The sequence below is a fragment of the Kordia sp. genome, assembly GCF_965283645.1.
Lineage (GTDB): Bacteria > Bacteroidota > Bacteroidia > Flavobacteriales > Flavobacteriaceae > Kordia.
Genome location: NZ_CBDIPG010000001.1, coordinates 2904355 through 2918698 on the forward strand (window position 1 = coordinate 2904355; position 14344 = coordinate 2918698).

Annotated in this window: 18 protein-coding genes; 6 read left to right on the forward strand and 12 right to left on the reverse strand. The window is 32.7% G+C overall.

Annotated features, from left to right (window positions below):
• Positions 1 to 214: 214 nt before the first annotated feature.
• From ACQ654_RS12770 to ACQ654_RS12795, 6 genes are all read right to left on the reverse strand, one after another.
• Positions 215 to 1813 (reverse strand): S41 family peptidase, encoded by a 1599-nt coding sequence (locus tag ACQ654_RS12770; protein ID WP_430410723.1) that lies wholly within the window; start codon positions 1811 to 1813, stop codon positions 215 to 217.
• A gap of 12 nt (positions 1814 to 1825) precedes the next feature.
• A complete protein-coding gene (locus tag ACQ654_RS12775) occupies positions 1826 to 2260 on the reverse strand; it encodes a deoxycytidylate deaminase (protein ID WP_430410724.1) in 435 nt (144 codons plus the stop codon).
• Between the two features lie 127 nt (positions 2261 to 2387).
• Positions 2388 to 2594, reverse strand: a complete 207-nt coding sequence (locus tag ACQ654_RS12780) for a hypothetical protein (RefSeq protein WP_430410725.1) — start codon at positions 2592 to 2594, stop codon at positions 2388 to 2390.
• A gap of 55 nt (positions 2595 to 2649) precedes the next feature.
• On the reverse strand, positions 2650 to 3231 hold the full coding sequence (locus ACQ654_RS12785) for a HupE/UreJ family protein (protein WP_430413026.1): 582 nt from the start codon (positions 3229 to 3231) through the stop codon (positions 2650 to 2652).
• 55 nt (positions 3232 to 3286) lie between these two features.
• Entirely contained in the window at positions 3287 to 4093 is an 807-nt protein-coding gene (locus ACQ654_RS12790; protein WP_430410726.1) for a TerB family tellurite resistance protein, read from the reverse strand.
• A 205-nt stretch (positions 4094 to 4298) separates the two neighbouring features.
• Positions 4299 to 4529 carry a hypothetical protein gene (locus ACQ654_RS12795; protein WP_430410727.1) on the reverse strand — a complete coding sequence of 77 codons (231 nt, stop codon included), beginning with the start codon at positions 4527 to 4529 and terminating at the stop codon, positions 4299 to 4301.
• A 131-nt stretch (positions 4530 to 4660) separates the two neighbouring features.
• Here ACQ654_RS12795 and ACQ654_RS12800 point away from each other — a divergent pair, with 131 nt between their 5' ends.
• From ACQ654_RS12800 to ACQ654_RS12820, 5 genes are all read left to right on the forward strand, one after another.
• The gene (locus ACQ654_RS12800; RefSeq protein ID WP_430410728.1) at positions 4661 to 4987 is read left to right on the forward strand and encodes a hypothetical protein; all 327 of its coding nucleotides are present in this window, start codon (positions 4661 to 4663) and stop codon (positions 4985 to 4987) included.
• 563 nt (positions 4988 to 5550) lie between these two features.
• Entirely contained in the window at positions 5551 to 5697 is a 147-nt protein-coding gene (locus tag ACQ654_RS12805; protein ID WP_430410729.1) for a class I lanthipeptide, read from the forward strand.
• A 239-nt stretch (positions 5698 to 5936) separates the two neighbouring features.
• Positions 5937 to 6347 (forward strand): BrxA/BrxB family bacilliredoxin, encoded by a 411-nt coding sequence (locus ACQ654_RS12810; protein ID WP_430410730.1) that lies wholly within the window; start codon positions 5937 to 5939, stop codon positions 6345 to 6347.
• 87 nt (positions 6348 to 6434) lie between these two features.
• Positions 6435 to 7178, forward strand: a complete 744-nt coding sequence (locus ACQ654_RS12815; protein ID WP_430410731.1) for a lysophospholipid acyltransferase family protein — start codon at positions 6435 to 6437, stop codon at positions 7176 to 7178.
• Between the two features lie 54 nt (positions 7179 to 7232).
• The gene (locus tag ACQ654_RS12820; protein ID WP_430410732.1) at positions 7233 to 7892 is read left to right on the forward strand and encodes an HD domain-containing protein; all 660 of its coding nucleotides are present in this window, start codon (positions 7233 to 7235) and stop codon (positions 7890 to 7892) included.
• 232 nt (positions 7893 to 8124) lie between these two features.
• Here the strand turns inward: ACQ654_RS12820 and ACQ654_RS12825 are convergent, their stop codons facing one another.
• On the reverse strand, positions 8125 to 8997 hold the full coding sequence (locus ACQ654_RS12825) for an AraC family transcriptional regulator (protein ID WP_430410733.1): 873 nt from the start codon (positions 8995 to 8997) through the stop codon (positions 8125 to 8127).
• Positions 8998 to 9199: 202 nt separating this feature from the next.
• On the opposite strand from ACQ654_RS12825, the gene ACQ654_RS12830 reads away from it, so the two are divergent.
• Positions 9200 to 9796, forward strand: a complete 597-nt coding sequence (locus tag ACQ654_RS12830) for a hypothetical protein (RefSeq protein WP_430410734.1) — start codon at positions 9200 to 9202, stop codon at positions 9794 to 9796.
• Positions 9797 to 10086: 290 nt separating this feature from the next.
• On the opposite strand, the gene ACQ654_RS12835 is transcribed toward ACQ654_RS12830, so the two are convergent.
• From ACQ654_RS12835 to ACQ654_RS12855, 5 genes are all read right to left on the reverse strand, one after another.
• A complete protein-coding gene (locus tag ACQ654_RS12835; protein WP_430410735.1) occupies positions 10087 to 10512 on the reverse strand; it encodes a hypothetical protein in 426 nt (141 codons plus the stop codon).
• A gap of 222 nt (positions 10513 to 10734) precedes the next feature.
• Positions 10735 to 11817: a PA0069 family radical SAM protein gene (locus ACQ654_RS12840; protein WP_430410736.1), complete on the reverse strand. Its 1083-nt coding sequence runs from the start codon at positions 11815 to 11817 to the stop codon at positions 10735 to 10737.
• Between the two features lie 127 nt (positions 11818 to 11944).
• Positions 11945 to 12058: a T9SS type A sorting domain-containing protein gene (locus tag ACQ654_RS12845; protein WP_430410737.1), complete on the reverse strand. Its 114-nt coding sequence runs from the start codon at positions 12056 to 12058 to the stop codon at positions 11945 to 11947.
• A gap of 38 nt (positions 12059 to 12096) precedes the next feature.
• Positions 12097 to 12879: an enoyl-CoA hydratase/isomerase family protein gene (locus ACQ654_RS12850; protein WP_430410738.1), complete on the reverse strand. Its 783-nt coding sequence runs from the start codon at positions 12877 to 12879 to the stop codon at positions 12097 to 12099.
• 5 nt (positions 12880 to 12884) lie between these two features.
• Positions 12885 to 14339, reverse strand: coding sequence for a sensor histidine kinase (locus ACQ654_RS12855; protein ID WP_430410739.1), 1455 nt, complete (start codon positions 14337 to 14339; stop codon positions 12885 to 12887).
• Positions 14340 to 14344 lie beyond the last annotated feature (5 nt).

Below are 14344 nucleotides of genomic sequence, written 5' to 3' on the forward strand. Positions count from 1 at the left end.
AATATGTGTCAACATATAATAAAACATTACCCATTGTTTTTGAATATTTTACATTTTTTTACTAATTCACTCATTCATCTTTACAAAAAAGAGTTGTTAAATGTATTGTTTCAGTTACATTATAAATACATCGAATATTTTTCTTTAGGAAGTTGTTTGAATCGACAAAACATAAATTTAATACTTTGAAAATTCGGATGTAAAAGCGATTCTATTAATTCTCGTGCAATTTAATCACTTTCTCAAGCATCTTATCATCTTTATTCAACTGTTGCTGATATCCGTTTCCACCAAATAGTTGTTCTATAAAAACGGCTTTGATGTGTCGTTTTATTTGTTTCGCGTACTTTTCTATGTAGATTCGTTGTCCGCGTTTTTCACTTAAGTAATCTGTATATTCTTTTACTATTTTGTCATCAATTTCGAAATCATTCATAAATTCTGAAATCGACATATTGCTATAAAAAGCCCTATCACTTTCCAATTTATTAAATACGAAGTCTTCAATATATCCGATAAGTTTTGCACGCAATCCTCTTTCTAGTGATAATTCTTCTGGCGTATATGAAATAGGCACAAACACATCTGGAATGATTCCGCCGCCGCCATATACAATTTTACCTTTTGGTGTTTCAAATTTGAGTGAATCTGCAACTTTGATACTATCCATTGATTTGAGTTCACCCGAGCTGAATCGTTTGTAATACTCATCAAAATAGTCTTCATTTCCTTTTTTGTACGAACGTTGAATAGATCTTCCAGTTGGTGTATAATAGCGTGAAATGGTTAGTCGTACCATAGAGCCATCACCAAGCGGCATTGGACGTTGCACCAAGCCTTTTCCAAACGAACGTCTTCCAACAATAACACCTTTGTCATTGTCTTGCAATGCACCTGCTATAATTTCGCTTGCTGAAGCTGATTTTTCATTAATTAACACATATATTTCGCCTTCTTCAAATTCGCCTTCATCGGTTGCATAGTAATTTTCAATATCACCTTTTTTATCTTTTGTAAAGAGAATTAGCTTTTTAGCTTTTAAGAATTCATCCGCAATTTGTCGTGTAACATCTAATATTCCACCAGGATTATTGCGCAAATCTAATGCTAAGTTTGTAGCGCCTTTTTGCTGCAAATCTTTTAGTGCAACTTTAAATTCATCATACGTAGTTTCTGCAAAACGATTGATTTTTATATAGCCTAAATCGTCCGCCAACATATAATTTGCAACGACACTTTTGATTGGTACTTTAGCACGTTTTAGATTAATTGTAACGTGTTCATTTGTTTTCTTACGATATATTTTAAGTTTTACAGAAGCACCTTCAACATCTTTCAGTTTTGAGATAATTTGTGTGTTGGCTAATTTTTTCCCGTATAGTGTGTCTTTATCTGCGGTTAAAATACGATCGCCAGCTTGAATTCCTGCCGCTACACTAGGACCGCCATCTAAGGTTCTAATAACGGTTAAGGTGTCATTTACCATATCAAACCGAATTCCTAGACCTACAAAATCGCCTTGCATATTTTCTGCAACACGTTTTTCTTCTTCCGAAGGAATGTATACGGAATGTGGATCTAAGTTTTCCATGATATTTTTCACGGTAGCATCTACAATACTATCTACATCAATATCATCAACATATTCGTAATCGATATAATCAATAAGTTTGTTGAGTTTGTCTTTGCTTGTGTTTGAAGAAAACAGCTTTTCAGGCGAAGCACTAAAGCTTAGTTTTCCGCCAATAACTACTCCTACAGCAACTGCCGCGGCAATTATAACAGGAAGTAAGTATTGTGTTGTTTTATTCAAAGTTTTTTATTTTTAAGAAGCGTTTATTACAGGAATGTGTTCTACTTCAACGCCAGCTTTTTGTAAAAATTGTATGCCCGAATCGTCTTTGTATGCATCTACATAGACAACTCTTTTAATTCCAGATTGATGAATAAGCTTGCTACATTCTTTGCATGGTGACATGGTAATGTACAATGTTGCATCCACACATGATTGTGTAGAAGCGGCAACTTTTAATATGGCGTTTGCTTCTGCGTGCAATACATACCATTTTGTGTATCCTTCTTCATCTTCGCAGAAATTTTCAAATCCTGATGGTGTTCCGTTGTAACCATCGGAGATGATCATTCTATCTTTTACAACAATCGCGCCGACTTGTTTTCGCTTACAATAAGAGAGTTTTCCCCATTCTTTTGCCATGCGTAAATAGGCGTGATCGTATTTTGCTTGTTTTTGTTTTGGCATGACCAAATGTAAAGTTTTTACAGCTAAAAAAAGCAACTTATTACAGTTGCTTTTGTCTTCCGTAACGAAGATATTAGGTTTATTCTGGAATCACAACAGCTTTGTTGTTAATTTTTTACCAAAATAATTATGGTGCTAACTCAGAGTAACAAGGTTTACAGTCTGTTTCTTCTGTATCACAGTCGCAAGTGTTTACTTCTGTACAGTTACAAGTACATGTTCCTTCACAATCAGTTTCTCCAGCACCTACTCTTCCTCCACGTAAATCGTGAAAAGTTAGTGATGAGATTTGTTTTTTATTTAAACTTAGTTTAGACATTGATCTTTTTTTCATACTTATTTGTTTTTATAGTTCATATTAATTTCTAAACTAGAGAAAGCTTATTAGCTTACAAAAAATTCACATCTACAATATGAATGGCAATTCCTAATACAATTGCCGAAATAACCATAACCCAATCTCTTTTTGAGAATCGGAAAATGGTTTGAAACACAAATGAAAGCGCCAATACAACTAGTACAATGATGATTTGAGCCGCTTCTACACCTAAGGCAAATTCTAACATTGGCAACAATTTTCCGCTTACGCCAGTAGTGATGGTTTTGAAGTAGTTTGAAAACGCCAAACCATGAATTAATCCAAAAAATAAAGCTGCAACTAATAGCAATACTAATTTTGTTTTATCGCTACTTTTTCCAGCCGTAAATATGTTGAATAACGCTGTCGCTAGAATGGTTATATAGACTAACAATTCGGCTAAATTTGCTTTTACAGAAATAACACCATAGGTTGATAAGAGTAATGAAATTGTATGTCCGATAGTAAAAACAGTTACGAGCCAAAAGACACGTTTCCATTCTTTAAAAGTGTAGGCTACTGTGAGCACAATTAGAAATAAAACATGATCGTATCCGTTTAAATCTAGTACGTGATTGAGTCCTAGTTTGAAATAGATCAGAAAATCATTCATCATAAGATTTCATTTTTAAGTTTGGGGTTTGTATATCAAATTTACATTTTTTATGTTAAAAACGGCGCTCTTTTTGCAGTTGCTCGTACGCTTTTTGTACTTGTTGAAACTTTTCTTTTGCACCTTTTATATGCTCTTCACCTAAATGCTGTACTTTGTCTGGATGGTATTTTTTCACCATTTTACGATAGGCTTTTTTCACTTCATTATCCGAAACCGATTTGTCAATTTCTAAGATTTTGTAAGCATTATCTGTTGCATTGTAAAACATGGCTTTGATCGATTCAAAATCACGATTGTTGATATAGAGATATCCTGCAATTTTTTCAATGAGTGTTACTTCTTCTTCACTTACGTGATTATCCGCTTTTGTGACACCAAATAAGTAATGTAATAATTGCAAACGAGATGAATGATCCATGTGCGATTGAATCTGCTGACATATTTCACGTGTAGAAATGTCTTCTTTTTTCAACACACTATTGAACAACTGAAATGCTTGATTGGCACGTTCTTTTCCGTACATTTTCACAAAATAGCTTCGTACATAGTTTAGTTCAGATTCTGAAACTTCGCCATCCGCTTTCATTACAATTGCGGAAAGCACGAGCAAACTTACTTCAAAATCTCCCGATTTTGTTTGTTCACGCTTTTGAGAAGGCTTGACACGCCTACGTTTTTCATATACTGGATCTTGTCGTCGTTGGCGACTTCCTTTTTTTCGCTTTGGTGGTTCTAATAATAATCCTTTAGAAGTTGCTTTGTCTACTGCAGTTCCAATAGCAAATCCAATAGCGGCACCAATAGGTCCACCAAGTGTCCAGCCTAACGCGCCTCCAATCCAGCTTGCAAATCCACTCATAAGTTTCGTTTCTGTTTGATTTTTATCAAAGATACATTTTCCCAAGAAAAAAATATCAAAATATCATATGAAGGTGACATTATGATTCATATTATGGCACACTGTATGCATTGACTGTTTTCTGTCAATCTAAATCTTAAAGATAATTTCTATATTCTTATTAAATTTTCCGCTAAGAAGGTTATTAAATTAAAAGATTTAATAGCTATTCAAAATCTTTAAAAAATTCTTCCAGTGTGATGCTGTGAATATTAGTAATACGTATTAAGCTAGACACTTTAAAATCATAACCTGATTCCCAACGCCACATTTGTTTTGGTTGAATATTATTGTCAAATGCAAATTGTTCATGACTTTTATATCCAGCAGTTACTCTTAGGTCTTTAATTCGTTTACCAATTTTTTTTAGCATCTCATCTTTTTCTAATGCGCTCATAAAGGTTAAAATTCTCAATTCAGAGCGCAATAATTTACGTCATACATGACGTATTCAACTTATATTTTTTACTTTTACGTCATGTGTGACGTAATTTTCTACTTAATACGTATTACAAGACTTAAAAAAGCATGGGTAAAAAGAAACAAAAGGCAGTCATAGAGGAAAAAAAAGAAAATGGCGAAACAGAAAACAAAATTAAAAAGCAAAAATATTTTGAAAAAGAGTCAACATTCATCAGCATTACTGTCGTCCTTTTTCTTATAGATTTATTTTCTATAACAGCCTTAAGCATTTTTTTTTCAGATATAATTATTGGCAATAATACATCTCATTTAGGAATATTCAGCACTAGTGCATTTGGAATATTTGTAATGATTTTAGTTTTAGGAATTATTAATGGTTTGGTATTAATTTATATAACTGTGTTATTGAAACGTTTTTTAAAAAAGAAATAGGTAGTTGAACTATTGAATTGTTACTAAAAGCCTCCTAATCAAAATAGTAGTATATTTATCAACTGCCTATTTTTACTCAAACTTTGATATTCATAGCATTGAGAAGAAAGTATTTACGAAGTCTATTGCCTATTTTAAAAAGTATTTCTATGACGGAAATATTTATAAAAATTACATGCTTTATGTATTTGATCTTTTAGGCGTATCACAACAAAGTATATCCGATTTTATTTCCCATAATGTGTCTTCAATTCAAAAATTGTTTCCTATTGAGACAACTTCGTTATCGCTGAGAAATATAAAGTAGCTGTTTTTATTGAATAAAGTGTTTCAAAAGAAGCTATAAACAAAGGCTTTTGGAGCAACGGTTGGTTCATGGAATTAGTTGCAGCATGCATTCGACAAGTGATTAAAAAAGATCATTATAAAATGAACATCATCACCTAAATTCAATTTTAACATTAATGAATAGAAGTATTAAAATTACATTTTTAACATTATTTTTCACCTTCTTTTTATTTATTTTCCGTAGTTTTCTGTACTAATTTTAAAAATTATATATCATGAAAAAAAGAAGTCTTACATCGTTAAAACTTAACAAAAAAACCATTACTCATTTACAAGCTCAGAAAAGTGCAGGTGGAATTCGTAAACAAGCACGTGATGTTTCAGGTACGTACTGCGATTCAGTAAATGTTTGTTGTGCATAACAGCTGAAAAAGCAATAGTGCATATAAAGAACCTTGTTTTTATTTTATCAAACTATATACTAACTAAGTATTGAAATTTTTACAGTGTATGTTTGGAAAAGTATCAACAAGGTTTTCTGTTTTCTCAATCCAATGTAAAGTTGTGGTTATGCGTTTACCATAAAGCGTTCTCAAAATTGAGTTTCACTAATTTAATCCGTATCTTTGCACCATTATTAATGAATTAATTTAGAAAGATTATGTATCCACCAGAATTGGTAAAACCAATGCGCGAAGATTTAACCGCAGTTGGTTTTGAAGAATTACATACGGTAGAAGCTGTTGATACTGCAATAGCAAAAGAAGGAACAACATTAGTAGTTGTAAATTCTGTTTGTGGTTGTGCAGCTGCCAATGCAAGACCTGGCGCAAGAATGTCTTTAGATAATGATAAAAAACCAGATAACTTAGTTACTGTTTTTGCTGGAGTTGATAGAGAAGCTACTAACAAAGCAAGAGGTTATATGATTCCTTTTCCTCCATCTTCACCAAGCATGGCTTTGTTTAAAGATGGACAATTAGTACATATGTTAGAACGTCATCATATTGAAGGTAGACCAGCTGAAATGATTGCTGAAAACTTAAAAGATGCCTATAACGAGAATTGCTAATACATTCTTACCGAAAAAAATACTATAAAACCACGTTTTTACGTGGTTTTGTTTTTATACTTTTACCACATTATAAAGTACTAAGTAGTGAAATTCTTATCGTATATATTATCTTCTATTTACATGCTGTTTTTCGGCTTGTCATTAGTTATTTTTCATGGAGTTCAATGGGTTTGTTTAAAATTAGGTGGGCAAAAATGGCACAATTGGAGCGTAAATATGCTACAATTTAGCTTAATGCGCTGCCAAAATATTTTAGGAACACGTTACATTCTGAGAAATCCGCAGAAATTAAATACCAATCAGCCTTTAATTATTGTGTCTAATCATCAAAGTATGAATGACATTTCTCCGCTGATTTGGACGTTTAAAAAGCATTATCCAAAATTTATCAGCAAGAAAGAACTCGGAAAAGGAATTCCAAGTATTTCTTTCAATTTACGTCATGGTGGTGCAGCTCTAATCGATAGAAATGATCCGAAACAAGCCATTACTGAAATCATCAATTTTGCGAAACGAATTCATGAAAACACACAAGCAGCAGTTATTTTTCCTGAAGGAACACGTAGCAAAGATGGTGTGCCAAGACCGTTTAAAACAAAAGGATTAGACGTATTGTTTAAGTATATTCCGAATGCACAAATTGTTCCTGTAACGATTAATAATTCGTGGAAAACGACCAAATATGGAAAGTTTCCGTACGGATTAGGCTCAAAAATTACAGTGGATGTTCATAAACCAATTCAACTTAGCGACTATCCAAAAAACAAACGTGCCGAATTGCTTGAACACATTGAAAAAGTTGTAACAGAACATATTGTTGTAGACTAAAAATATGCATCTCGATAGCTAAGCTATGTATTTACAATCAAAAAATATATGTACATGAATTCAAAAGAAGTAGAAATCATAACGCAAACTATTTCTTTTGTGAAAGAAACACTCAAAAACGCAGAAGGCGGACACGATTGGTTTCACATTGAACGTGTATATAAAAATGCATTGTTGATTGCGAAAGAAGAAACCGTAGATGAATTTATTGTAAGTTTAGGCGCGTTGTTACATGATATTGCTGATGCAAAATTTCACAATGGAGACGAAACAGTTGGCCCAAAAGTAGCGCGTGAGTTTCTTGAAAATGTACACGTTTCCGAAAATGTGATTGTACACGTTGAAAATATCATTTCTAATATTTCTTTTAAAGGTGGAAATTTTAATCAAAAGTTCACGTCTCCTGAGTTAGATGTCATTCAAGATGCAGATCGTTTGGATGCTATTGGCGCTATCGGAATTGCGCGTTGTTTTAATTATGGTGGATTTAAAAATCGTAAATTATACGATCCGGCAATTCCTGTAAATATGAACATGACGAAGGAACAGTACAAAAAATCTACTACGCCGACAATTAATCATTTCTACGAAAAATTGTTATTATTGAGAGATAAAATGAACACTACAACCGGACGAAAAATTGCGGAACAACGTCATGCGTATATGGAACAGTTTCTCGATCAGTTTTATGGTGAATGGAATGGGGAAAGATAACTTCTACATGAAAGTTACCATGTTTATTGACTTTTTTCAAAAATTGCGAATTTGTTTGTGTACATATTGTTCATGCTAAACTCGATTCAGCATCGCACCTAAATGAGCTAGTTTATGAGATTCTGAGTCAAGCTCAGCATAACGCAATCAAAGTGTTTAAAACAAATAAGCTTATTGTTTGAAAAACATAAAGCTAAAATCTCACTTAAAACCATCTTGAATCTTTTTAAACTTACTGAATCATCAACTTCATTTCGCTTCTATATTTTGAAGCACTTTTTCCTGTAATTTCTTTAAAGAGTTTATTGAAATGCGAAAAATTATTAAACCCACTTTCATAACAAATATCTGCAATACTACTTTGACTTTCCAAGAGTAATTTGGTTGCAAATACAACTCTATATTCGTTTACCAATTTCGTAAATGTTTTTCCTGTTACCTTTTTAAAATAACGACAAAAAGCTGGAACCGTCATATTTACTTCATTGGCAATTTCGTCTAAAGTTATGTGTCGTTGAAAATTATTATTGATATATTTAAATATCGTATCAATCTTTACGCTGTCTTGCGGTTGTGTTTCAAAAGCAAATCCGTCAGCATTGAGCAACTCATAATCTGTTGCCAGAGCCAGCATATTTAAAATTTCTAGCAGTTTTATAACTCTTTTAAAACCTTCATATTTTGGTAATTTTTCAATTTTCGGGCCTACTATTTTTTTAGTTTCTGGTCGAAAACGGATGCCTTTTTTTGCTTTTTCTAATAACAATGAAATGTCTTGCATTTCTGGTAAGTTGTAGAATTCTTTCCCTAAAAAATCTGTTTTAAATTGAATAAGTGTTTCTTTTCCTTTAGAAGTTAAACGATCTGCAAATCCGTTATGTGGCAAGTTGGAACCAATTAAAATTAATTGACTGTTATTGAAATATGACAAATGATTTCCAATATGGCATTTACCATTTCCTTTGTTTACGTACACCAATTCTACTTCAGGATGAAAATGCCAAAACGCCAATCCGCGTTTTCGCTTCTTCGTATTCTGCGCAACCAAAATAGAATTTCCAAATTCGGGTGTTATCTTTTCGTAGGTAGGCTTCGTGTGCTTCATTTGTAAAAATTCGTGTTACAAAGTTACCATTTATGCTATTCAAATTATATGTTCTTTTACCTAAATTATGTGCTATTTTAACTCTAATAAAAATTTACAATTATTTAATGGTTAAAATAACACACAAATTCATCAAAATAGCTGTTTTTCAAGAACCAAATCTGACTTAGTTTTGCTATGTGAACTATTTAAAATAAAAGTCATGAAAAAAAGCATTAAAAACATTGTATGTATACTACTTATGATAGTTAGTATAACGAGTTACGCAAACAGTGACTATACTTTACACACTAGAAAAGGAAGTACTGTTTTGACATTAGCAAATGTGAAGAAAGGACATCAGCTACTTATTAAAGATACTAATTTTTTAGTCCTTTACAGAGAAGCAATTGCACAAAACGGAAACTATTCTAAAGGATTTGATTTAACAAGTTTACCTGACGGTTCGTACTATTTTGAACTGGAAAAAGATGTAGAAATTTTAACAATCCCTTTTGCAGTAGTTGCAAATAAAGTAACCTTTGACAAAGAAAAAGAAAAGACTATTTACAAACCAACCATACGCGTTGTAGATGATAAGTTGTGTATTTCCAGGCTTTCGCTAGAATCGCAACCTATGAAAGTTGAAATTTATTATAGAGAAGTCATTGGCGACAATACTGCTTTATTACTTTCCGAAGATATTGAAAACACAAAGATTATTTCTCGAATTTATGAACTTTCAAAAGAGAGAAAAGGAAAATATACAATTGTATTTACAACACACGAAAGAGAGTTTACTGAGGAAATTAGATTTTAGACCGTAATAGTGATTCAACCAACTTGAAAGCGTAGTTATTTTATTTGTATAAAATGCTACGCTTTTTTACTATAAGCTCATATAAATACACACTTTAGTATACGTTATCACTCATATCATATTTACTAAAACTACTAAATTCAGATTGTTTTTTTCATTTTCTTTGTTTGCCCAAAGATTCCTGCATCAAGGTATTCATAAATGTAAACATTTCCAGAGGTGTTTTTAGCTGAAAAGCGCTCACTTCTATTAAACTTTTGCAAACACTAAACGCTTTTTTTATTGCTATTTTAATATTCAATATTGATCATTCCGTTTGTAAATGTAAATACTGGCTTATCAGAAATAGCATCTGTAGTAACTCTAAATGTGCCTTCCATATTTGAATCTGTATGTGTGGTGATAGAAGTTTCTCGGTCTCCGAAATTGACATCAGATGTATAATATCTATCATTATTTATAAAAATAAATTCATCAATTTGATTGGTTTCTTCAAGTAATACAAAAAAACGGATGGTTTTTGAATTGTTATCAAAAGAAGCTTCTATCATTCTGAAATTTTCATCCAAAGGATGTAATGTTACCTGATATTCTGTCAAAAAATAATTTACTCCATCCAAATTAAAGCTTATAAAAGTTTGTAAAGGGATATTTTCATCATCTGACGAGCACGATAACATAATTAAAGCTATCATACATAAAAGTACTTTTTTCATTGTTATTATTTTAAATTGTTACCTATTCTAAGCAATCAATCTTGATTACTTTAGACTAAATGTATCACAATAATGAATGAAAAATCTTATGTATTTTATAAGCGTCGTATCTTTTTTATAAGCGTTGTTCGATATTCGAAATTTAAAGTGTTTTTAAACTTTCCTCAATATTTTATGTGAATTCCTTTTATATACTTCGGGAACTTGCCTTGTGGTAACTAACTAAAACAGTGAATATTGCCCGTTTTTATACTTTTCGTGCAATATTCGATTGAGTCTTGGCATGTTTTTATCTTTAAAATATTTTAACCGTGCCAATTTGATTAGATTTCGAATTTGTTCTGCTATTTTTCCTTCACCGCGCATTCGGTTTCCGTAACGACTGTCGCCCAAACTTCCGCCATGACAACTTTCAATTTGATGCAATACTTTTTCAGCTTTGTCTGGCATCGTTTTGTGAATCCAATCAGAGAATATTTCGCCAATAGCGCCATTCAATCGTACAATGGTAAAGGCAATTGAACTTGCGCCTAATTCGGCTACTTTTTTTGCCATTGGTAATATTTCATGACTGTTTATTGATGGAATTATTGGTGCCAACATCACATTAACAGGAATTCCGTTTTCTGCCAACGTTTGTACAGTTTCCAATCGTTTTTTAATGGTTGCCGTTCGTGGTTCTAGCACACGGCGCGTTTCTTCCGACAAGGAAGTAATGGAAATATTGACATTAACTAAGTTGTCTTTTGCGAGTTCTTTTAAAATGTCTAAATCACGTAGAATTAAAGCATTTTTGGTAATGATTCCGACAGGATGTTTGTATTTTAAAAACACCTTTAACAGATTTCTAGTGATTTCAAATTCCTTTTCCGCAGGTTGGTAACAATCTGTATTTCCTGAAAGTATAATTGGGCATGCTTTCCAACTTTTCTTTTTTATTTTTTCTTCCAACAATTCGGCGGCATTTCGTTTGATCAATATTTTTCGTTCAAAATCCAAACCTGCGCTAAATCCCCAATATTCGTGCGTTACACGCGCATAACAATAAATACAACCATGTTCGCAACCTTGATACGGATTTAAGGAATATTCCATACCAACATCCGGACTTTTTACTTTGTTCACAATGGTTTTTGGAAACGTATTGATATAGGTTGTTTTGTTTTTATCAGCTTCTTCACCTTCTTTTCGGCAATATTCTAAAAAATCGGCACGTGTTTCATGCGCGTCTTGTAAAAAACGATTGTGTACATTTTTTTGTGCGCCTCTGCCTTTTATGTTCCCTGATTTGTTCAAGTTTGCCATTTATTTTCTCAAAAATAATTCTCACGAAAGTGAATTACGCAGATATATATCTTTTTAAGGTGCAACTACGGGAATAAAAAAATCCTGCTTTACGAAAACAGGATTTTTGATTTGTATATTTTATAGTCTACTTTTTAATAAATTTTCGAACTGCAGTACGGTTTTGAGCATCCGTTATTTTCAAAAAGTATACGCCATTTTTAAGTGAACTTACGTTTATAGTGTCTGAAGAAGTATTCAATGGAATGATTATGAATCGATATAACGAGTCGTTGCTTTCTACTTACCAGGAAAAGCAGCTTTGCGTTTTTCTAAGAAAGCTGTGGTACCTTCTTTAAAATCTTCCGTTCCAAAACAGTTTCCAAATGCTGTAATTTCTGTTTCATAACCATTTACGCCATCTTCATAGTTTGCATTAATCGCTTTAATTGCGCCGCTAATGGCAACTAAGGAGTTTCGCATTATTTTACTTGCGAGTTTGTACGCTAAAGGCAGTAACTCTTCTTGTGTTGTAACATGATTTACCAATCCGCATTGGTGTGCTTCAACTGCGCCAATCATTCCGGCAGTCATTACCATTTCCATGGCTTTTCCTTTTCCAACTAGTTGTGGCAAACGTTGTGTTCCGCCATATCCTGGAATAACGCCAAGCGAAACTTCTGGCAAGCCCATTTTTGCATTGTCACTCGCAATTCTGAAATGTGAAGCCATTGCCAATTCTAATCCGCCACCGAGCGCAAAACCGTTTACAGCCGCAATAACTGGTGTTCCTAAATTTTCTACAAAATTGAATAATAATTCTTGTCCTTTTGCAGCTAGCTTTCCTCCTTCATCTACTGAAAAGTGTGCAAATTCGCTAATATCAGCACCTGCAACAAATGCTTTTTCGCCACTTCCTGTAAGTACAATTACTTTTGCATCCGAGTCTGTATCTAATGCTTCAAAAGCATCGTGTAGTTCCTGAATTGTATCGCGGTTTAACGCGTTTAATTTTTTTGGACGATTGATGGTAATGGTTGCAATTCCATTGTCTTGCTGTACTAGTATATTTTCGTAATTCATGTTGTTTAGTTTTTTGGAATTTTCACTGTAAATGTTGTTCCTCTATTTTCTTCTGATGTAAAAGTAATACTTCCGTTATAAGTTTCCACAATATTTTTTACCATTCCCAATCCAAGTCCCATTCCGCTGGTTTTTGTGGTGAATTTTGGTTCAAATATTTTTGGTGTGTTTTCTTTTGTAATTCCGATTCCGTTATCTTCAACCGTAATAATTGCATTTCCATTTTGCTCAAATACACGTACATCAATTAATGGTTTTCGATCGCTTGAAATGGCTTGAATAGCATTTTTTACCAAGTTCGTAATTACACGAATAAGTTGTGTACGATCAAATTTTATGATAATTTCTTCTTGCTCATAATGTACCTGAATGTATTCCTCATTAAAAATATCCATTGCCAAACGTGTAATTCCTACCACATTCAACATTTCATTTTGTTGTGCTGGCATTTTTGCAAAGTTAGAAAAAGCCGATGCAATACTACTCATGGTATCAATTTGTTGAATGAGTGTTTTTGTGTATTCATCTACTTTTTGATGAATTTGCGGATCATTCGGATCAAACTTTCGTTGGAAACTTTGCACACTTAAACGCATTGGTGTTAATGGATTTTTAATTTCGTGCGCTACTTGTTTTGCCATTTCGCGCCAAGCTTGTTCACGTTCGCTCACAGCAAGTTTTACAGCACTTTCTTCCAATTCATCAATCATTCCGTTGTAGGCAGTAATTAAGTTGAAAATTTCTTCTCCAGCATTTTCTACTATAATTTTTTCATTACGCTTATTAAATCGAGTTTGATCTAATTTTGCACCAATACTTTTCAGCGAACGCGTTATATATCTTGAGATAAAATATGCAAAAACAATAGCAACCAACAACATTACAATGTAGGCATAGCCCAAACGTCTAAAGAATTCTTTCAATTCATTATTACTAAACGAATCATCACGTTCGTATTGAAGATTTAGGATTCCTAATGGTTTCGATTTCGAATCTGTAATGATACTGTATGAAGATTGGTATTGTCCGTTTTTAATTGTAATTTCTTCTAAATAACGTTTGTCTGCAAGCGTGTTTAAATTGTTTAAAATTTCCGCAGATAAGCAGTTTGGTATTTCTTCTTGACCAATAGACGTATCAGATGTGTTGATAAGCGTTCCGCCCAAATCGTATAAATTGAAATCAACATTATGGATATCCGCTATTTTATAAATTGCATCTTTAAAAATTAAATGTAAATTTTCTTCACTTACAACATACGTAGTTTCCTTATTAATAACATAATTTACATGTGATCGTATTTGATCTTCTTTACGTTCCAAACGTTTTTCATGATAATCGTTTGATTGTTCATTGTATTGATAAATACTGACCAAAGCAATTAAGATAGATGCTACAAGTATCAGTAGAATCATGTACGCAAATATTCGGGAACGTAATGAAAGTCTTGCTGGTTTCATGAATG